The organism is Streptomyces sp. CB02400, assembly GCF_001905725.1.
Classification (GTDB): Bacteria; Actinomycetota; Actinomycetes; order Streptomycetales; family Streptomycetaceae; genus Streptomyces; species Streptomyces atrovirens.
Window position 1 is genome coordinate 875,029 of sequence record NZ_LIWB01000001.1, and the last position, 18,765, is coordinate 893,793.

An 18,765-nucleotide genomic window follows, 5' to 3' on the forward strand; every position below is an offset into this window, starting at 1 on the left:
TTTCAGGCAAGCCTTACCTAACTTGACTGAAAGTGGAACACGGGCCGATGAGAACCCCACGCCTGCGCGCGCTCGCCCTCGCGGCGGCCCTCCTGTTCGGACTCACCGCCTGCGGCGGCGAGTCCGGCGACACCAACGACGACAGCGGCGCCGCCGGTGCCGGCGCCAAGGGCTCCGGCCGGTTCCCGGTGACGATCGAGCACGCCCTCGGCACCACCGTCATCCCCGACAAGCCGAAGCGCGTCGCCACCGTGAACTGGGCCAACGACGAGGTGCCGCTCGCCCTCGGCGTCGTCCCCGTCGGCATGGCCAAGGCCAACTTCGGTGACGACGACGGGGACGGCGTACTGCCCTGGACCGAGGACCGGCTCAAGGAACTCGGCGCCAGGACACCCGTCCTGTTCGACGAGACCGACGGCATCGACTTCGAGGCCGTCGCCGACACCGAGCCGGACGTCATCCTCGCCGCGTACTCCGGACTGACCGAGCAGGACTACGAGACCCTCAGCCAGATCGCCCCCGTCGTGGCCTACCCCGAGGCCGCCTGGGCGACCCCGTGGCGCGACATCATCCGCTTCAACAGCAAGGCCATCGGACTGGCCGACGAGGGCGACGAACTGATCGCCGACCTCGAGGGGCAGATCGAGAAGACCGCCGCCAAGTACCCCCAGCTGAAGGGGAAGACGGCGATGTTCATGACGCACGTGTCGTCCAAGAACGTCAGCCAGGTCGGCTTCTACACCACCCACGACACCCGCACGCAGTTCTTCACCGACCTCGGCATGAAGATCCCCGCCAGCGTCTCCGGACCGTCCGGGTCGACCAAGAAGTTCGTCCTCACCAAGAGCGCCGAGCGCATCGACGACTTCGACGACGTCGACGTCATCACCGGCTACGGGGACGACAAGGGCGAACTGCTGAAGGCCCTCAAGAAGGACCCGCTCACCTCGAAGCTGGCCGCCGTCGAGCGGGACTCCCTCTACCTGCTGCCCGGCAGCACCCCGCTGGCCACCGCCGCCAACCCGACCCCGCTGGCCATCCCGTACGTCCTGGAGGACTACGTGAAGGCGCTCGCCGGGGCCGCGGACAAGGTGGACAAGGCCGCGTGACCGTCACCGAGACCCCGCCCGCGCCGGACACCGCCCCGCTGCGGCGTCCGGCGCGGGTGCGCTTCACCTGGCTCCTCGTCGTCGCCGCGGTCCTGTTCGCCGCCATGACCGCCTCCCTCGCCTTCGGCTCCCGAGATGTCGCCTGGGCCGACGTCTGGGCGGCGCTCGGCGGAGCGGAGGGCACCCTGGAGGAGGCCGCGGTCGCCAACCGCGTACCGCGCACCCTCCTCGCCGTCACCGTGGGCGCCGCCCTCGGCCTCTCCGGCGCGGTCATGCAGGGCGTCACCCGCAACCCGCTGGCCGATCCCGGCATCCTCGGCGTCAACATGGGCGCCTCGCTCGCCGTGGTCACCGGCGTCGCGTACTTCGGCCTCGCGTCGGTGTCCGGATACATCTGGGCGGCGATGACCGGGGCCGCCCTGACCGCCGGCTTCGTGTACGCCGTCGGCTCGCTGGGGCGCGGCGGCGCCACCCCGCTGAAGCTGGCCCTCGCCGGCGCCGCCATCTCGGCCGCGCTCGCCTCCCTGGTCAGCGCCGTCGTCCTGCCGCGCAACGACATCTCGGACACCTTCCGGCTGTGGCAGATCGGCGGCGTCGGAGGCGCCACCTACGCACAGCTCGGCAGCGTCGTGCCGTTCCTCGCCGCCGGCTTCGTCATCTGCCTGGCCTCCGCCCGCGCCCTCAACTCCCTCGCCCTGGGCGACGAGCTGGCCGCCGGACTCGGCGAGCGGGTGGCCCTCGTGCGGGCGGTCGCCGCGCTCGGCGCGGTCGTGCTGTGCGGCGCGTCCACCGCCGTCGCCGGGCCGATCGCCTTCGTCGGACTCGTCGTACCGCACGCCTGCCGGCTGCTGGCCGGCGTCGACCACCGCTGGACACTGCCGTTCTCCGCACTCGGCGGCGCCGTCCTGCTGACGGCCGCCGACGTGGTGGGCCGGGTCGTGGCCCGGCCGGCCGAGATCGAGGTGGGCATCGTGACCGCGATCGTCGGCGCCCCCTTCTTCATCCACATCGTCCGCCGGCAGAAGGTCAGATCCCTGTGAACGCCCCCGTCGTCACCGCCCCGCCGACGCAGCGCACGGTCACCCGCGCCCGGGTCCGCCGCGCGTACCGGCGGCGGCTGATCGTCCTGGCCCTGCTGGTCCTCGTCGTCGCCGCCTTCGCCACCTCGCTCATGGCCGGGCACACCTTCTACCCGGCCTCCGACGTGCTGCGCGTGGTCATGGGCGAGCAGGTGCCGGGCGCGTCCTTCACCGTCGGCACGCTGCGGCTGCCGCGGGCGGTGCTCGCCCTGACCGCCGGCTTCAGCTTCGGCATGGCCGGTGTCACCTTCCAGACGATGCTCCGCAACCCGCTCGCCAGCCCCGACATCATCGGCATCAGCGCGGGCGCGAGCGCGGCGGCGGCCATCGCCATCGTCACCTTCTCGCTGAGCGAGACCCAGGTGTCCGTACTGGCGATCGCCGCCGCGCTCGGGGTGGCGCTGCTGGTGTACACCCTCGCGTTCCGCGACGGGGTCGCCGGCACCCGGCTCATCCTGATCGGCATCGGCATCGCCGCCCTGCTCGACAGCGTCACCTCCTACGTCCTGTCACGGGCCGGTGAGTGGGACCTCCAGGCGGCGATGCGCTGGCTCACCGGCAGCCTCAACGGCACCACCTGGGAGGAGACCGTGCCCACCGTCGTGGCCGTGCTGACGCTCGGCCCGGTGCTGCTGTTCCAGGGCCGCAACCTCAGCGCGCTCAGCCTCGGGGACGACACGGCCTCCGCGCTCGGCGTCCGCGTCGAACGCACCCGCGTCACGGTGATCGTCGCCGCCGTCGGACTGATCGCGTTCGCCACGGCGGCGGCCGGACCGATCGCCTTCGTCGCGTTCCTCTCCGGCCCGATCGCCGCCCGGCTCACCGGAACCGGCGGCTCCCTGCTGGTCCCGGCGGGACTGGTCGGCTCCCTGCTCGTCCTGGTCGCCGACTTCACCGGCCAGTACGCCCTCGACACCCGCTATCCCGTCGGCGTCGTCACCGGTGTCCTCGGCGCCCCCTACCTCGTCCACCTGATCGTCCGCACCAACCGGGCCGGAGGCTCACTGTGACCGCGTCCCACACCCTCGCCACCGAGGACCTCACGCTCGGCTACGGCGACCGCGCCGTCATCGAGGGCCTGGACCTGACCCTCGCGGCCGGGCGGATCACGGTGATCGTCGGCGCCAACGCCTGCGGCAAGTCGACGCTGCTGCGCTCGATGTCCCGGCTGCTGGTCCCCCGCGCGGGCCGGGTCCTCCTGGACGGCAAGGAGGTCCACCGCACCCCGGCCAAGGAACTCGCCCGCACCCTCGGCCTGTTGCCGCAGTCACCGGTCACCCCCGAAGGCATCACGGTCCTCGACCTGGTCGGCCGGGGCCGCCACCCCCATCAGCGGGCCCTCTCCCGCTGGACGGCGCAGGACGACGCCGCGGTCGCCGCCGCACTGGAGGCCACCCACACGACCGACCTGATGGACCGGGCCGTCGACGAACTCTCCGGCGGCCAGCGCCAGCGCGTGTGGATCGCGATGGCGCTGGCCCAGCAGACCGACCTGCTGCTGCTCGACGAGCCCACCACCTTCCTCGACATCAGCCACCAGATCGAGGTCCTCGACCTGCTGACCGACCTCAACCGGACCCGCGGCACCACGATCGTCATGGTCCTGCACGACCTCAACCTGGCCGCCCGCTACGCTGATCGGCTGATAGCCCTGGCGTCCGGGCGACTGCACGCCGCCGGAACACCCGAGGAAGTGATGACCGAGGACACCGTCCGGGCCGTGTACGGCATGGAGAGCCGCGTCATCGAGGACCCGGTCTCGGGCAAGCCCCTCGTCCTGCCGATCGGACGCCACCACTCGACGGTCACGGACGCCGAAGCCGCGGCCGCGTCGCCGCAACACGCGGCCGGGAGCCGCTGAACCATGATCGAGAAGCTCACCGCAGTACTGCCCGACCTCGCGCCCTGGCGCTCCTCCCGGGACTTCCGCCTCCTGTGGGTGCAGGGCCTGGTCACCTACCTCGGCAGCGTGATGGCGCTGATCGCGCTGCCGCTCCAGATCAAGGAGCTCACCGGCTCACCGCTCGCGGTGGGCGCGATGGGCGCCGTCGAACTGGTGCCGCTGGTCGTCTTCGGCCTGTACGGCGGGGCACTCGCGGACGCGGTGGACCGGCGCAAGGTCATCGTGCTCACCGAGGCGGGACTGGGACTGCTGGCCGTCGTCCTGCTGCTGAACGCGCTGCTGCCGCACCCCATGCTGTGGCCGCTGTACGTGGTGGCGGCCGGGGTCGCGGCACTCGCGGGACTCCAGCGCCCCGCCCTGGACTCGCTGCTGGCCCGGATCGTCCCGCACGACCAGCTCGCCGCCGCGGCCGCGCTGAACGCCCTGCGCTGGCAGGCGGGCGCGATCGGCGGGCCCGCGCTGGCCGGCCTCGTGGTGGCGTACGCGGGCAACGTCCCCGCGTACGCCACCACGGTGGTCTGCTTCTTCGCGTCGGTCCTGATGTGCCGCCGGCTCTCACCCGTGCCGCCCGTCGAGCACGCGGCCAAGCCGTCGCTCCGCGGCATCGCCGAAGGGGCCAGGTACGCCTGGTCACGACCGGTGCTCCTGGGCACGTACGCGGTGGACCTGGCGGCGATGTTCTTCGCCTTCCCCAACACGATCTTCCCCTTCCTCGCCGACGAGCTCGACGCCGACTGGTCGCTGGGCCTGATGTACTCGGCGGGCGCCGTCGGGTCGCTGCTGCTCAGCCTCACCAGCGGCTGGGTCTCCCGGACGCAACGGCACGGCCTGCTGGTGGTGTTCGGCGCAGCCGGCTGGGGCCTGGCCATGGCGGCGGCCGGCTGGACGTCGAACGTCTGGCTGGTCCTGGCGTGCCTCGGCCTGGCGGGAGCGGGGGACATGCTCAGCGGTCTCGGCCGCTCGACCATCTGGAACCAGACCATCCCCGACCGGCTGCGCGGCCGGCTCGCCGGCATCGAGGTCCTCTCCTACAGCGTCGGTCCCCAGCTCGGCCAGGTCCGCGCCGGGGCGATGGCCGGCTGGACCGGCGCCCGTCCCGCGATCTGGACCGGCGGACTCGCCTGCGTCGCCGCGGTGGGCCTGCTCACCGCAGCACTCCCCAAACTCGTCAGCTACGACGCCCGCACCGACGAGGACGCCCGCCGCCGCGCCGACGAGAGCGCCGGAACCGCACCGGACCGTGAGGACGCCGGAACCGCACCGGACCGTGAGGACGCCGGAGTCGATCGGTAGCCTGCTGACCGATCAGGGCCGAGCAGATGGGCAACATTGCCGGCGCCGCGCTGACTCCGAGGTGAGAGATGCAGTTCACCACCCGCCCCACCCTCCAGGGCACCTTCGGCATGGTGTCCTCCACCCACTGGCTGGCCTCGCAGTCGGCGATGGCCGTGCTGGAGGACGGAGGCAACGCCTACGACGCGGCCGTGGCCGGGGCCTTCGTCCTGCACGTCGTCGAGCCGCACCTCAACGGTCCGGCCGGCGAGGTGCCGATCCTGCTCGCGCCGGCCGGCGGCGAGGTGCGGGTGCTGTGCGGGCAGGGCGTCGCCCCGGCCGGGGCGACCGTCGCCCACTACAAGGGGCTCGGCCTGGAGCTCGTCCCCGGCACCGGACCGCTCGCCGCGGCCGTGCCCGGCGCCTTCGACGCCTGGATGCTCCTGCTGCGCGACCACGGCACCAAGACCCTCGCCGACGTCCTGAAGTACGCCATCGGGTACGCCGAGGACGGGCACCCGCCCGTGGAGCGCGTCGGCGAGACCGTGGAGACCGTACGGGAGCTGTTCGAGACGGAGTGGTCCTCCTCGGCCGAGGTGTATCTGCCCGGCGGCCGGTCCCCGCGCCCCGGTGAGCTGTTCCGTAACCCCGCCCTCGCCGCCACCTGGAAGCGGCTGCTCGCCGAGGTCGCCGGGGCCGGGGACCGGGAGGCGCAGATCGACGCCGCGCGGGAGGTGTGGCGGACCGGGTTCATCGCCGAGGCACTGGTCCGGCAGGCCGGGCGCCCCACCATGGACACCAGCGGCGAGCGCCACACCGGCACCATGACCGCCGCCGACCTCGCCGGCTGGTCCGCGACCTACGAGACCCCGGTGACGTACGACTTCGACGGCTGGACCGTGTGCAAGGCCGGACCCTGGAGCCAGGGCCCGGTCCTGCTCCAGCAACTCGCCCTGCTGCCGCCGGAACTGCCCCGCTACGGCTCCGCCGAGTACGTGCACCTGCTGATCGAGGGCTGCAAGCTCGCCATGGCCGACCGCGAGGCCTGGTACGGGGACGCGGCCGAGGTGCCGCTCGACGACCTGCTGTCGGCCGAGTACAACGCCGAGCGGCGGACCAGGGTCGGCCCCCGCGCCTCCCACGACCTGCGGCCCGGCAGCCCCGGCGGGCGCACCCCCCGGCTGAGCGCCCACGCGCGCGTGGTGGCCACCGAGGACCCCGGCTTCAGCCCGATGGGCGTCGGGGAGCCCACCGTCGCCAAGGGCCCGACCTCCCCCGTGCCCGGCGAGCCCGACGTCTCCGCCGACGGCGGCACCCGCGGCGACACCTGCCACCTGGACGTCGTCGACCGCTGGGGCAACATGATCGCGGCCACCCCCAGCGGCGGCTGGCTCCAGTCCAACCCCGTCGTCCCCGGACTCGGCTTCCCGCTCGGCACCCGGCTGCAGATGACCTGGCTGGAGGAGGGTCTCCCCAACACCCTCACCCCCGGCCGCCGCCCCCGGACCACCCTCACCCCGTCCATAGCCCTGCGCGACGGGGTGCCCGTCATGGCGTTCGGCACGCCCGGCGGGGACCAGCAGGACCAGTGGCAGTTGCACTTCTTCCTCGCCGTCGCCCTGCGCGAGCGGGTGCGCGGCGGACTCGACCTCCAGGGCGCCGTCGACGCCCCGAACTGGCACAACGACAGCTTCCCCGGCTCCTTCTACCCGCGCGGCATGCGCCCCGGCAGCGTCACCGTCGAGTCCCGTACGGACCCGGCGGTGGTGGAGGCGCTCCGCCGCCGCGGCCACGAGGTGGTCGTCGGCGACGCCTGGTCGGAGGGCCGGCTCTGCGCGGTCGCCCGGGACCCGGCCACCGGCGTCCTCTCCGCCGCGGCCAACCCGCGCGGCATGCAGGGCTACGCGGTGGGCCGCTGAGCCCACGACGGCAGGGACGGGCACCCCATTTTCATCCCGATTCCACCTGCTGTGCACCGGGCGGGTGGGGGTTGTCAGTGGCGCGTGCTCTCATGGAGGCATGATCGAGACCCACGAAACCATCGACGAGTTTCTCGCCCGGCACACCTCCGACGTGGAGGAACTGGTCCGCAAGGCGGCGGCGCAGGAGATCGTGCCGCGCTGGCGGAGGCTCGCCGAGCACGAGGTGGACCTCAAGACCGGCCCGCACGACCTGGTGACGGACGCCGACCGCAACGCCGAGCTGTACCTCACGGACGCGCTCGCCGCCCTGCTGCCCGGCTCGGTCGTGGTCGGCGAGGAGGCGGTGCACGCCAACCCGGCGTCGTACGAGGCGATACAGGCCGAGGCGCCGGTGTGGATCGTCGACCCCGTCGACGGGACCCGCCAGTTCGTGCGCGGCGAAAGCGGCTTCTGCACCCTGGTCGCCCTCGCGCGGGGCGGAGTCGTGCACGCCTCCTGGACCTACGCCCCCGCCCGCGACCAGTTCGCCACGGCCGTACGGGGACAGGGCGCGCACCTCGACGGTGAGCGGCTGCGCGCGGGCTCCCCGAAACCCGGCCGCGACCTCCGCGTGGCCACCTCCCACCCGGACTACACCACGGACGAGCAGAAGCGCGCCCTGCTCGGCCTGTGGACGGACGGCGTGGCACCCCGCGCCTGCGGCTCGGCCGGACTGGAGTACCTGGCCATCGCCCGCGGCGAGTCCGACGCCACCGCCTTCTCCTGGGAAGCCGCCTGGGACCACGCGGCCGGTCTGCTCCTCGTGGAGGAGGCGGGCGGCACCCACCTCACCCGCGCGGGCGAGCCCTTCAGCATCAGGGGCGGCAACACCCTGCCCTTCACCGCGGCCCGCGACGCGGCCACCGCCCGCCGGGTGGTGGAACTGCTGACGGACGGAGCCTGATGCCACACCCCCGCCCAAGGCCCCGGGAGAACGCCGGCGCCCCGGCATATCCTGATCCTTTAGTGGCCGTCGGCTGACGAAGGAGTCCGAAGGTGCCGTCGATGCTCGATGCGGTCGTGGTGGGAGCGGGGCCGAACGGGCTGACCGCTGCCGTGGAGCTGGCCCGGCGCGGCTTCTCGGTGGCCCTGTTCGAGGCGAAGGACACCGTCGGCGGCGGCGCCCGCACCGAGGAGCTCACCCTCCCCGGCTTCCACCACGACCCGTGCTCCGCCGCCCACCCCCTCGCCGTCAACTCACCCGCGTTCCGCGCCCTCCCGCTGGAGCGCTACGGGCTTCAGTGGCTGCACCCGGAACTCCCCATGGCGCACCCCTTCCCGGACGGCACGGCGGCCGTGCTGTCCCGGTCGGTCGGGGAGACGGCCGCCTCCTTCGGCCCGCGCGACGCCGGCGCGTACCGCCGGCTCGTCGAGCCCTTCCTGCCCAAGTGGGACACCCTGGCCCGCGACTTCATGTCCCTGCCGATGACCGCGCTGCCCCGCGACCCGGTCACCCTCGCCCGCTTCGGACTGCTCGGCCTGCCCCCGTCGACGTGGCTCACCCGCCGCTTCCGCGACGAGCGGGCCCGCACCCTGTTCGCCGGTCTCGTCGCCCATGTCATGGCCCCCCTCGGCGGCTTCGCCACCGGCGCCATCGGCCTGGTCTTCGCCCTCGCCGCGCACGCCCGCGGCTGGCCCGTCGCCCGCGGCGGCTCCCAGGCCATCTCCGACGCCCTCGCCGCGTATCTGAAGGACCTCGGCGGCAGCGTCCACACCGACTACGAGGTCAAGCGCCTCGACGACCTGCCGCCGGCCCGGGCGTACGTCTTCGACACCTCGCCCACCGCCCTGGCCCGCATCGCCGGTTTCGGCGACCACTACGCGAACTACCGCTACGGCCCCGGCGTCTTCAAGATCGACTACGCGCTGGACGGCCCCGTGCCGTGGACCGCGCCCCAGGCCCGCACCGCCGGCACCGTGCAGATCGGCGCGGACAGCGACGAGATCGGCGCCGCCCTGCGCGCCGCCTCCCGCGAGGGCCGCGCCCCCGACGCGCCGTTCCTCATCACCGTGCAGCCCGGCGTCGCCGACCCCACCCGCGCCCCGGCCGGCAAACACGTCTTCTGGGCCTACGGACACGTGCCCAACGGCTGGACCGGCGACCTCACCGACGCCATGGAACGCCAACTGGAGCGCTACGCCCCCGGTTTCCGCGACCGTATCCTGGCCCGCGCCACCGCCGGCCCGCCCGAACTCGCCGCCCGCAACGCCAACTACGTCGGCGGCGACATCGCCTCCGGCGCGGTCTCCGGACTCCAGCTCCTGCTGCGCCCCAAACTCTCCCTGTTCCCGTACGCGACCCCGCACCCGGCCGTCTTCATCTGCTCGTCGGCCACCCCACCCGGCCCCGGCGTGCACGGCATGTCGGGACACAACGCGGCGAAGGCCGTGTGGAGGAGGCTGCGCCAGACATGACCACCACGATCACGCTCGTCCAGGGCGACATCACCCGCCAGAGCGCCGACGCGATCGTCAACGCGGCCAACTCGTCCCTGCTCGGCGGGGGAGGCGTGGACGGGGCGATCCACCGCCGGGGCGGCCCGGAGATCCTGGCCGAATGCCGCGCCCTGCGCGCTTCCCGGTACGGCAGGGGCCTGCCGACCGGCCAGGCGGTCGCCACCACCGCGGGCCGTCTCGACGCCCGCTGGGTGATCCACACCGTCGGTCCGGTGCATCAGGGTTCGGGCAGCGATCCTGAGCCGCTTGCCTCCTGCTACCGGGAGTCGCTCCGTGTGGCCGACGAACTGGGCGCCCGGACGGTCGCGTTCCCCGCCATCTCCACGGGCGTCTACCGGTGGCCGATGGACGACGCGGCCCGCATCGCGGTGGAGACGGTGCGGAACACGCCGACCGCCGTCGAAGAGGTGAGATTCGTCCTCTTCGACGACCGGGCGTACGAGGCGTTCGCCCGGCAACCGGGCTGACGGAAACCGCGGGAGCCGCGCAGCCGGTCGGGCACCGTCGACGGCAGGGCCCCAAGTACCGCCTGACGGGCGCCGGGACCACCGCCGCCCTCGGCCACGCGACGGGAAAAGGTGAACAGGAGGGTACGCGCGGGGGTCGGTGGAGTGATGTCGCGGACGTCTTGCGGTCACCCGGCCTCGCTACGGTGCCGCGGTGGCCATGGACCGATCCGATCCCGCCGGCGTAGACGTGCGGGAGCGGCACCCCGTGCGCGGTGTGGTGCCCCGGCCGGTGGTCCCGAGGGCAGGAGACGGCGCGGGGTCTGCCGGGCCGGTCCAGGGCCGTGAGGAGACGATGAGCGAGCAGCCCACCGGCGGGCGGACCGGACCCGACGCGGGAACCGCCCGGCGCCGTGCGGGGAGGTGGTCTCCCGGGCGAGCGGGCCGGGCGGCTCTCCGGCCCCGCCCCGGCCGAGTCGGCCCTGGCTGTCGGTGGGGAGGGCACGGCCACCGTGCCGGCCGGCACGGGACGCCCACACGCAGGACGCGGCCGTGCGACGTCCTGGACACCCTGCGGGACCGGGGCACCGGCCGGGTGCGGCCGGTGCTCTCCGGCGTAAGGCACGAGCGAACGGACCGGTCCTGCCCGGCCGGGCGGACCGCCGGCGGCTGGGAGCCGGAGGTGATCGCCCCGGGCGGCGCCGTGCTCATCACCCCCGGCGGAGCGCTGTTCGTGCGGCAGCCGTCCACGCCCGGTGGAGGCCGGTGGTGTCGTGAACCCGGCACCGCGCCCCGGCTGCCATGCGGCAGACAACCGTGAGACCGAAGGAGAACGAGCGATGTCACGCCAGAGCAGGTCAGGTGACGGTGCGTCCGCCCACCCGGCCGGCACCGAGGGCGGGCCGCCGGTCCGCCGCGCGGTGGTGCTGCCCCCGGCGGGCGACGACGTGGGGCAGGCCGTACTGCGGCCCGCCCCGCGCCGTAGTACGGCCGTCACCGCCGAGGGCACCGCAAGGACAGGCGAGACCGGCCGGGGCGAGACGGAAACCCTCTCCACTGCCACTACCGGGTCCGGGACGGCCTCGGCCGCGAACGAGCCGGAGGCACGGGAAGGGGCCGCGGAACCGGACACGGACCGCGGGGAACGGCCGGAGACAGCGGCGGACACCGCCACACCGGCCCGCACCGCGTCACCGGGCGGCACCGCGGACTCCTTGTCCGGACTGGCTGTCGCACTCGACGGTGCCCGCCGGTCCGACGGTGCCGGACGGGGGAGCGGCGACGGCGACGGTGCGCCGGGGAGGCCGAAGGCCCCCATGCTGGCCGCCGCCGGAATCGCCGGGGTGGTCCTGCTCGCCGTACCGCTGCTGATCATGGCCGGCAACGACCGGGACGAGCGGCGCGAGGGCCACGCCACCGCGGCTGCCGACTCCCGGGAGTTGCTCGACGGTCAGGAGGGGCAGCCGCCGCCGGGCGTCTATGTCGCCGAGCCCTCGAAGGACGACGCTCCGGCCGGCTCGTCGAAGGGCGAGGAAGGCGACGACGAGAAGGGCGGGCAGAAGGAGGGGAAGGGCGACGGCCAGAAGGAGGGGAAGGGCGACGGCAAGGCTTCCCCGGACGACTCCGGCTCCGTCACCGAAGCGAGTCCGCCGGCCGCCTCGCAGAGGAAGGAGGAGGACACGGCGAAGGAGCCGACCCAGCGGGCCGGGAGGAAGGCGGACACGACGGTCACCGTCGCCGCCGCCCGGATCGTCAGCGCCGACACCGGCAAGTGCCTCACCGCGAGTTCCCGGGGAGCCGGGGCGGAACTGGTCATCCAGCCCTGCGGAGCCTCGGAAGGCGCCCAGGTCTGGTCCTTCCACGACACCGACAGCACCCTGCGCATCGGCGAGGACCTGTGCATGGGACTGGACGGAGGGTCGGTGGAGAAGGGCACGGCCGTCCGGCTGCAGCGGTGCGACGGGTCGAGCGGGCAGAAGTTCGAGATCAACGGTGCCGAGGACCTGGTGTCCCTCAAGGCCGGCAACAAGTGCGTCGACGTGTGGTGGGGTGAGGAGGCCGACGGCACGCCGGTCAAGCTGTGGCCCTGTACCGGCACCGCCAACCAGACCTGGCGGCGAGGCTGACCCCGTCCCCCGGGCCGAGGGCCGCCCTCCGCGGTCGGCAGCGGCATCGGTGTCGACGGGCCCCGGGCGCGGTCGGTGCGCGGCGCGCGGGTGTGCGGGGCGGTCGTCGCCGCAGTGCCGGCGGAGGGTGCTCAGTCCTTCCTCAGGGTGACCGCGTGTGTGATCGCCGCCCCGACCGCCAGAACGCCCGTGGCCACGACGAGCAGCACGGCCGTGGATCCGAGGAGACCGGTCGAGTCCGATGTGTTCTGCAGGTCGGTGAGCAGGACGTTGACCGGGGAGACGCCTTTCGCCAGCAGCGCGGCCAGCACCAGTACGAGGGCGAGGACCAAGGCGTGACCCTGCCGCCGAACGACCGGGCGTGAGCAGACCAGTCCGATGGCGATGCCGGTGAAGGCGCAGGTGAGTTGGGCTTCGGCACCCAGCACCAGGTCGGCGAGGACGGGAGAGTGGGTTCCGAACACCAGGGGCAGCCCCAGACCGGCCACGGTCAGCAGCAGGCACCAGAGGACGGCCGTGGTGACCGATCCGAGGAGCGTCCGAAGGCGGCTGCCGACGCTGACGACGAGGACCGACCGGTGCGTCCGGTCCTCGAGGCCGACCAGGGCCATGGTCAGCCAGACGGAGCACACCAGAAGGGCCCCGGCCGCCGATGCGTAGGTGGCGGCGAGCGGACCGGAGTCACTGCTCGTCAGCACGGCCAGCAGGCCGACGAACAGCAGCAGGGGCGCGAGATAGCGCTGGGAGAGCAGCATCACCGTGAACATGTAGCGGACCAGGGCGATCACAGGGCCGCCCTCCCGGAGTCCACCCGGTGGCCGGCACGGCCGGCAGCGGCCCTGGCGAGACCGTCCACCGACCAGTGGTGCTGAAGTGCCGTCAGCAGAACGGCGTCCGAGTGCTCACGCGCCACCCGCAGGACGACCGACTCGTCCCGGCCGGAGGCGTCCACCACGCCCGGCAGGGCGCGCCAGTCCACCTCGACCGGCGGGACGCCGGTGGTCGGTACGGTGAGGACCAGTTCGACCAACGAGGCGTGTCCCGCGGTGTGCTGCCCACCCAGCCGGGTCACCCGGCCGTCGTGGAGGGCGTAGGCGCCGTCGGCGTATGTCCCGGTGATCGCCTCACGGTGGTCCGTGAAGACCACCGCCCCGCCCCGCGCGGCGGCCTCGTCGATGAACTCGGCCAGGACCCCGTGGGCCGAGACGTCCAGGCCCGACCAGGGTTCGTCCAGAACCAGCAGGTCGGGTTCGACGAGCAGGGCCTGGGCGAGCGCCACCTTCTGGGCGTTGCCCTTGGACAGGGTGCGCAGCGGTGCGTCCTGGCCGCCCACCAGGGACAGCCGGTCCAGCAGGTGGCGTCCCCGAGCGCGGGCCGCGGAACCCGGCATACCGCGGATGCGCCCCATGTGCGTGAGGTAGGAGATCGCCGAGACACGGTCATGGGCGGTGAAGCGGTCCGGTACGTAACCGATGCGCCGGGGCCGGACCGACACCGTCCCGGACGTGGGCCGCGACAGCCCCACCAGGATCCTCAGCAGCGTCGATTTCCCCGAGCCGTTGCCGCCCACCACCGCGAGGACCTCTCCGGCCGTGACCTCCATGTCCACGTCGCTCAGGATCCATCGCCCCCTGCCGTAGCGCTTGCAGACGGCCTCGCAGTGCAACAAAGTCGACTCCTCGGTACGGTATCGCTCCGGATGTCAGTGTCCGCCCTCGCCCGGCAGACACGTGCCCTCGACGGTGCGGCCGACGACCTCCACTTCGACGCGGTCGGCGGCATCGACCGTGCCGTTGACGCACACCCGGCCTTCGCCGCCGCCGACCAGCACACCGCGATCGGGGACACCGAAGCCCCGCTCCCGTATCTCGATCCCCTCCGGCGGTACTCCGACGGCACCGGCGGCGGCTGCCCGGAGCCCGTCGTCCGTGGTTCCGGCGTCCGCATGCTCCTCCAAGGCCGCGGCCAGTGCCTCCGCCCGCGGTGCGGCCGCCTCCTTCTGCTCCGCGGTGATCGTTGTCCGCTCGCGGTACGCGTGGTTCTCCGCCAGCCGCTGGTTCCAGTCGAAGGTGACGCAGGGGGAGGGCGTCGGTCCCCGCTCCTCGGGAAGGGGGCAGTGACCCTGCGGCTCGGACGAACGGGCCGCCGTATCGGCGCATCCGGCCGTCACGGCGACGAGCAGGACGAACGGCAGGGCGACGAGAAGACGGGGGCACGTCCGTGGCATGGCCAGATCATTCCAGACGGGAGAAGCCCGGAGGGCCCGGCCGAACCACCAGGACCGCACAAACCCCGACGGGATCATTGCTTCGTTTGTGTTCGAGTCCTAGGGTGTGGCTGGCTCAGTAGTTGCTCCGTCACCAGCAGTTGTGATTCTTCCCTGGCACAACGTCGTCCGTCCGGCGGTGCGTCGAGGGGGAGTCCGACGTGCCCTCAGTCCGCGCAGTGCTCTGTCGTACCGAGGAAGGCCACGGTCATGCCGCATCCGCATCCGCACCTGTCTCCCGCCGGCCGGTTCCCCCACCCCGGACGGCCGGTCGTCAGCCGCCGCCGTCTCCTGGAGTCCGGCGCAGCCGTGCTCGGCGCCCTCGCCCTGTCCGCGTCGCCCGGTGCCGCGCACGCGGCCGGCCGGCGGGCGGCGGCCGACGCGCCCCCGGAGTGGAACGACTTCGGCGTCTTCCGGCTCGGCACCCAGCCGCCGCACACCACGCTCATGCCGTACGCGGACGTGCGCCAGGCCCTCGCCGCCGACCGCACCCGCTCGCCCTACCGGCAGAGCCTCGACGGCACCTGGAAGTTCGCCTACGCCGACCGCCCCGAGGACCGCGACGCCGACTTCCACCGCACCGACACCGACGACGCCGACTGGGACACCATCCCGGTCCCGTCCGTGTGGCAACTGCACGGCCACGACTTCCCGATCTACCTGAACATCACCTATCCGTACTGGGGCCCCAACGGCCGCGGCGAGGACCCGCAGCCGCCCGCCGCCCCGACCCGCTACAACCCGGTCGGCCAGTACCGGCGCACCTTCACCGTCCCGCGCGACTGGAAGGGACGGCGCACCTTCCTCCACTTCGAGGGCGTCAAGTCCGCCCACTACGTGTGGATCAACGGCGAACTCGTCGGCTACGACGAGGACTCCTACACCCCGTCCGAGTACGACATCACCGACCACCTCAGGCCCGGCACCAACCAGATCGCCGTCGAGGTGTACCGCTACGCCGACGGCGACTGGCTGGAGGACCAGGACATGATCCGGCTGAGCGGCATCTTCCGCTCGGTCTACCTCTACTCCACCCCGGCCGTGCACCTGCGCGACTTCAAGCTGGACACCCCGCTGAACGACACTTACGCGCAGGGCGAGTTGGCGGTCACCGCGAGCGTACGGGCGTACGGCGGCGGCGAGTCGGGCCGCTACACCGTCGAGACCCAGCTGTACGACGCCCGCGGCCACGCCGTCTGGTCCCGTCCGCTGAAGCAGACCGCCGACCTCGGCACGGCCGACGCCGGCGAGGACGTCACCGTACGGGCCTCGAAGGCCGTGACCCGGCCCCGGCTGTGGTCGGCCGAGCAGCCGAACCTCTACACGGCCGTCCTCAGACTCCGCGACCCGGCAGGGAAAGTGGTCGAAACCCTGTCCCACCGCGTCGGGTTCCGCGAGTTCGCCATCAAGGACGGGCTGATGCGGATCAACGGCAGACCCGTCTCCTTCCGCGGCACCAACCGCCACGAGATGCACCCGGCCCGAGGCACCGCCCTCACCCGCGAGAACCTGGTCGAGGACATCACCCTCATCAAGCGGATGAACATGAACTCCGTCCGCACCTCGCACTACCCCAACAACCCGCTGTGGTACGAACTCGCCGACGAGTACGGCCTCTACCTCGTCGACGAGACCAACCTCGAGACCCACGGCATCCGTTCCGAGTACCCGGGGGACCACCCGGAGTGGACGGCGGCCTGCGTCGCCCGCGCCCAGAACATGGTCCACCGCGACAAGAACCACCCCTCGGTGGTCATCTGGTCACTCGGCAACGAGGCCGGCGGCGGCTCCACCTTCACCGCCATGCACGACTGGATCCGCTCCTACGACCCCACCCGCGTCATCCAGTACGAGGGCGACGACCGGCCGGGGACCAGCGACATCCGCTCCAGGATGTACGAGAGCCCGTCACGCATCGAGCAGCGCGCCGAGGACACCGCCGACACCCGGCCGTACGTCATGATCGAGTACTCCCACGCGATGGGGAACTCCAACGGCAACTTCAAGAAGTACTGGGACGTCGTCCGCCGCCACGACGTCCTCCAGGGCGGCTGGATCTGGGACTTCGTCGACCAGTCCCTCTACACGCCCGTCCCCGCCCGCACCCTGCTCACCGAGTCCGGGCCGGCCGGCCTGCGCGGCGAGATCCTCGCCACCCGCGGCAGCCTCGACCGCGACAAGGGCCTGTCCGGCATCACGGTCTTCGAACGCGACGACAGCCTCGACCTCACGGGTTCACTGACTCTGGAGGCGTGGGTCACTCCGCGGTACACGGGCTACCACCAGCCCATCCTCGCCAAGGGCGACACCCAGTACGCGCTCAAACAGACCAATGACACCCTGGAGTTCTTCATCCACGGCGGCGGCCAGTGGATCACCGCGAGCTGGGCGCTGCCGGACGACTGGACCGGCCGCGAACACCACATCGCGGGCGTCTTCGACGCGGACGCCGGCACGCTGACCCTGTACGCCGACGGCGCGGTGAAGGGCACCCGGACCACCACCCGGCGCCCCGGCAGCAACACCGCGCCGCTCGCCCTCGCGTCCGACGCCGACAACCAGACCCGCGAGTTCAGCGGCACCATCCGCCGCGCCCGCGTCTACGCACGCGCCCTCACCGCCGCCGAACTGGCCTCGGACGACCGGGGACCCGGTGACGACGGTGTGCGGTTCTGGTTCGACGCCGCCACCGTCGAGGTGAGGAAGAAGCGGCCCGAGGAGAAGAGGTTCCTCGCCTACGGCGGCGACTGGGGCGACAACCCCAACGACGGCGCGTTCGTCGCGGACGGCATCGTCACCGCCGACCGCGGTCACACCGGCAAGGCCGCCGAGATCAAACGCGTCTACCAGGCGATCAACGCCGCCCGCACCTCCGACGACGGCGACCCCGGTGCCGTCACTCTCACCAACGAGTACCTGTTCACCAACGTCCGTGAGTTCGACGGCCGTTGGGAACTCGTCGCCGACGGCGAGGTCGTACGGCGCGGAAGGCTGACCCGGGACCAGCTCGACGTGCCGCCGCAGTCCGACAAGGACATCACCCTGCCCGTACGCCTGCCGAAGGACCCGGCCCCGGGGGCGGAGTACTTCCTCCGGCTCTCCTTCACCACCAAGGAGTCCACGAAGTGGGCCGAGGCCGGATTCGAGGTGGCCCGGCAGCAGCTCCCGCTCGACGCCGGAAGCCCGGCCGTGACCCCCGTACCGCTGTCGCGCGTCCCGGCCTTGCGCCACGAGAACCGCGACGACGACATCAGGATCACCGGCAAGGACTTCTCGGTCACCGTCGACAAGAGCAGCGGCACCATCACCTCCTACGAGGCGAAGGGCACCCGCCTGATCACCTCCGGGCCGGTGCCCAACTTCTGGCGGGCGCCCACCGACAACGACCACGGCAACGGCCAGCACACCCGCAACCAGACCTGGCGCGACGCCGGCGCCCGGCGGAAGGTCACCGGCGTCACCGTACGGGCCCTCGGCGAGCGGGCCGTCGAGATCACGGTCGGCGGCACCCTGCCGACCTCCACCGAGTCGACGTACACCACCACCTACACGGTGTTCGGCAACGGCGAGATCAAGGTCGACAACACCCTGCACCCGGGCGCGTCGGACCTGCCGTACATCCCGGAGGTCGGCACGCTGCTGTTCCTGCCGCGCCGCCTGGACCGCCTGCACTACTACGGCCGCGGCCCCGAGGAGAACCACTGGGACCGCAACACCGGCACCGACGTGGGCCGTTACACGTCGACCGTGGCCGACCAGTGGACCCCCTACATCCGCCCGCAGGAGAACGGCAACAAGACCGACGTCCGCTGGGCAGCCCTGACCGACGGCGCCGGGCGCGGCCTGCTGGTGTCGGGCGAACCCCTCCTGGAGGTCAACGCCTCGCACTTCACCCCCGAGGACCTGTCGGCCGGCGCCCGGCACGACTACCAGCTCACCCCGCGGGACGCGGTCGTCCTGCGGGTCAACCACCGTCAGATGGGCGTCGGCGGCGACAACAGCTGGGGCGCGCACACCCACGACGAGTTCAAGCTCTTCGCCGACCGCGATCACACGTACACCTACCGGCTGCGCCCGCTCACGGACGTGGACGAGGCGATGGCGGCCTCACGCCGGCCCACGGCGACCGAATAGGGGACACGCGCG

14 protein-coding genes are annotated in these 18,765 nt (G+C 72.7%); 11 read left to right on the forward strand and 3 right to left on the reverse strand.

Annotated elements, in window-relative coordinates; translation table 11 throughout:
* Nucleotides 1-47: 47 nt before the first annotated feature.
* From AMK33_RS03775 to AMK33_RS42365, 10 genes are all read left to right on the forward strand, one after another.
* Entirely contained in the window at nucleotides 48-1,109 is a 1,062-nt protein-coding gene (locus AMK33_RS03775; protein WP_073931209.1) for an iron-siderophore ABC transporter substrate-binding protein, read from the forward strand.
* The gene (locus tag AMK33_RS03780) at nucleotides 1,106-2,149 is read left to right on the forward strand and encodes a FecCD family ABC transporter permease (RefSeq protein WP_073931210.1); all 1,044 of its coding nucleotides are present in this window, start codon (nucleotides 1,106-1,108) and stop codon (nucleotides 2,147-2,149) included. The genes AMK33_RS03775 and AMK33_RS03780 overlap by 4 nt, the downstream gene beginning before the upstream one ends.
* Nucleotides 2,146-3,198, forward strand: coding sequence for a FecCD family ABC transporter permease (locus AMK33_RS03785; protein ID WP_073931211.1), 1,053 nt, complete (start codon nucleotides 2,146-2,148; stop codon nucleotides 3,196-3,198). The genes AMK33_RS03780 and AMK33_RS03785 overlap by 4 nt, the downstream gene beginning before the upstream one ends.
* Nucleotides 3,195-4,049 carry an ABC transporter ATP-binding protein gene (locus tag AMK33_RS03790; protein ID WP_073931212.1) on the forward strand — a complete coding sequence of 285 codons (855 nt, stop codon included), beginning with the start codon at nucleotides 3,195-3,197 and terminating at the stop codon, nucleotides 4,047-4,049. Before AMK33_RS03785 ends, AMK33_RS03790 begins: the two co-directional genes overlap by 4 nt.
* A gap of 3 nt (nucleotides 4,050-4,052) precedes the next feature.
* A complete protein-coding gene (locus tag AMK33_RS03795; RefSeq protein WP_073931213.1) occupies nucleotides 4,053-5,384 on the forward strand; it encodes an MFS transporter in 1,332 nt (443 codons plus the stop codon).
* Nucleotides 5,385-5,452: 68 nt separating this feature from the next.
* Complete coding sequence (locus AMK33_RS03800) at nucleotides 5,453-7,282, forward strand: gamma-glutamyltransferase family protein (protein WP_073931214.1); 1,830 nt, start codon at nucleotides 5,453-5,455, stop codon at nucleotides 7,280-7,282.
* Between the two features lie 100 nt (nucleotides 7,283-7,382).
* Nucleotides 7,383-8,228, forward strand: coding sequence for an inositol monophosphatase family protein (locus AMK33_RS03805; RefSeq protein ID WP_073931215.1), 846 nt, complete (start codon nucleotides 7,383-7,385; stop codon nucleotides 8,226-8,228).
* 101 nt (nucleotides 8,229-8,329) lie between these two features.
* On the forward strand, nucleotides 8,330-9,739 hold the full coding sequence (locus AMK33_RS03810; protein ID WP_073931516.1) for a phytoene desaturase family protein: 1,410 nt from the start codon (nucleotides 8,330-8,332) through the stop codon (nucleotides 9,737-9,739).
* Entirely contained in the window at nucleotides 9,736-10,248 is a 513-nt protein-coding gene (locus AMK33_RS03815) for an O-acetyl-ADP-ribose deacetylase (protein ID WP_073931216.1), read from the forward strand. Before AMK33_RS03810 ends, AMK33_RS03815 begins: the two co-directional genes overlap by 4 nt.
* Before the next feature lie 818 nt (nucleotides 10,249-11,066).
* Nucleotides 11,067-12,353 carry an RICIN domain-containing protein gene (locus AMK33_RS42365; RefSeq protein ID WP_073931217.1) on the forward strand — a complete coding sequence of 429 codons (1,287 nt, stop codon included), beginning with the start codon at nucleotides 11,067-11,069 and terminating at the stop codon, nucleotides 12,351-12,353.
* A 131-nt stretch (nucleotides 12,354-12,484) separates the two neighbouring features.
* Here the strand turns inward: AMK33_RS42365 and AMK33_RS03825 are convergent, their stop codons facing one another.
* The 3 genes from AMK33_RS03825 to AMK33_RS03835 are packed head-to-tail and all read right to left on the reverse strand — an operon-like array spanning nucleotide 12,485 to nucleotide 14,580.
* Nucleotides 12,485-13,141: a hypothetical protein gene (locus tag AMK33_RS03825; RefSeq protein WP_073931218.1), complete on the reverse strand. Its 657-nt coding sequence runs from the start codon at nucleotides 13,139-13,141 to the stop codon at nucleotides 12,485-12,487.
* A complete protein-coding gene (locus tag AMK33_RS03830) occupies nucleotides 13,138-14,019 on the reverse strand; it encodes an ABC transporter ATP-binding protein (protein WP_073931219.1) in 882 nt (293 codons plus the stop codon). The genes AMK33_RS03825 and AMK33_RS03830 overlap by 4 nt, the downstream gene beginning before the upstream one ends.
* A gap of 36 nt (nucleotides 14,020-14,055) precedes the next feature.
* Complete coding sequence (locus AMK33_RS03835) at nucleotides 14,056-14,580, reverse strand: precorrin-3B C(17)-methyltransferase (protein ID WP_073931220.1); 525 nt, start codon at nucleotides 14,578-14,580, stop codon at nucleotides 14,056-14,058.
* Between the two features lie 249 nt (nucleotides 14,581-14,829).
* Here AMK33_RS03835 and AMK33_RS03840 point away from each other — a divergent pair, with 249 nt between their 5' ends.
* Complete coding sequence (locus tag AMK33_RS03840; RefSeq protein ID WP_073931221.1) at nucleotides 14,830-18,753, forward strand: glycoside hydrolase family 2 TIM barrel-domain containing protein; 3,924 nt, start codon at nucleotides 14,830-14,832, stop codon at nucleotides 18,751-18,753.
* Nucleotides 18,754-18,765 lie beyond the last annotated feature (12 nt).

Excerpts from the sequence above, each read along its gene's own strand:
- AMK33_RS42365 (WP_073931217.1), top strand. The coding sequence starts at position 11,067 with ATGTCACGCCAGAGCAGGTCAGGTGACGGTGCGTCCGCCCACCCGGCC.
- AMK33_RS03800 (WP_073931214.1), top strand. The coding sequence starts at position 5,453 with ATGCAGTTCACCACCCGCCCCACCCTCCAGGGCACCTTCGGCATGGTG.
- AMK33_RS03775 (WP_073931209.1), top strand. The coding sequence starts at position 48 with ATGAGAACCCCACGCCTGCGCGCGCTCGCCCTCGCGGCGGCCCTCCTG.
- AMK33_RS03815 (WP_073931216.1), top strand. The coding sequence starts at position 9,736 with ATGACCACCACGATCACGCTCGTCCAGGGCGACATCACCCGCCAGAGC.
- AMK33_RS03805 (WP_073931215.1), top strand. The coding sequence starts at position 7,383 with ATGATCGAGACCCACGAAACCATCGACGAGTTTCTCGCCCGGCACACC.
- AMK33_RS03810 (WP_073931516.1), top strand. The coding sequence starts at position 8,330 with ATGCTCGATGCGGTCGTGGTGGGAGCGGGGCCGAACGGGCTGACCGCT.
- AMK33_RS03840 (WP_073931221.1), top strand. The coding sequence starts at position 14,830 with ATGCCGCATCCGCATCCGCACCTGTCTCCCGCCGGCCGGTTCCCCCAC.
- AMK33_RS03835 (WP_073931220.1), bottom strand. The coding sequence starts at position 14,580 with ATGCCACGGACGTGCCCCCGTCTTCTCGTCGCCCTGCCGTTCGTCCTG.
- AMK33_RS03795 (WP_073931213.1), top strand. The coding sequence starts at position 4,053 with ATGATCGAGAAGCTCACCGCAGTACTGCCCGACCTCGCGCCCTGGCGC.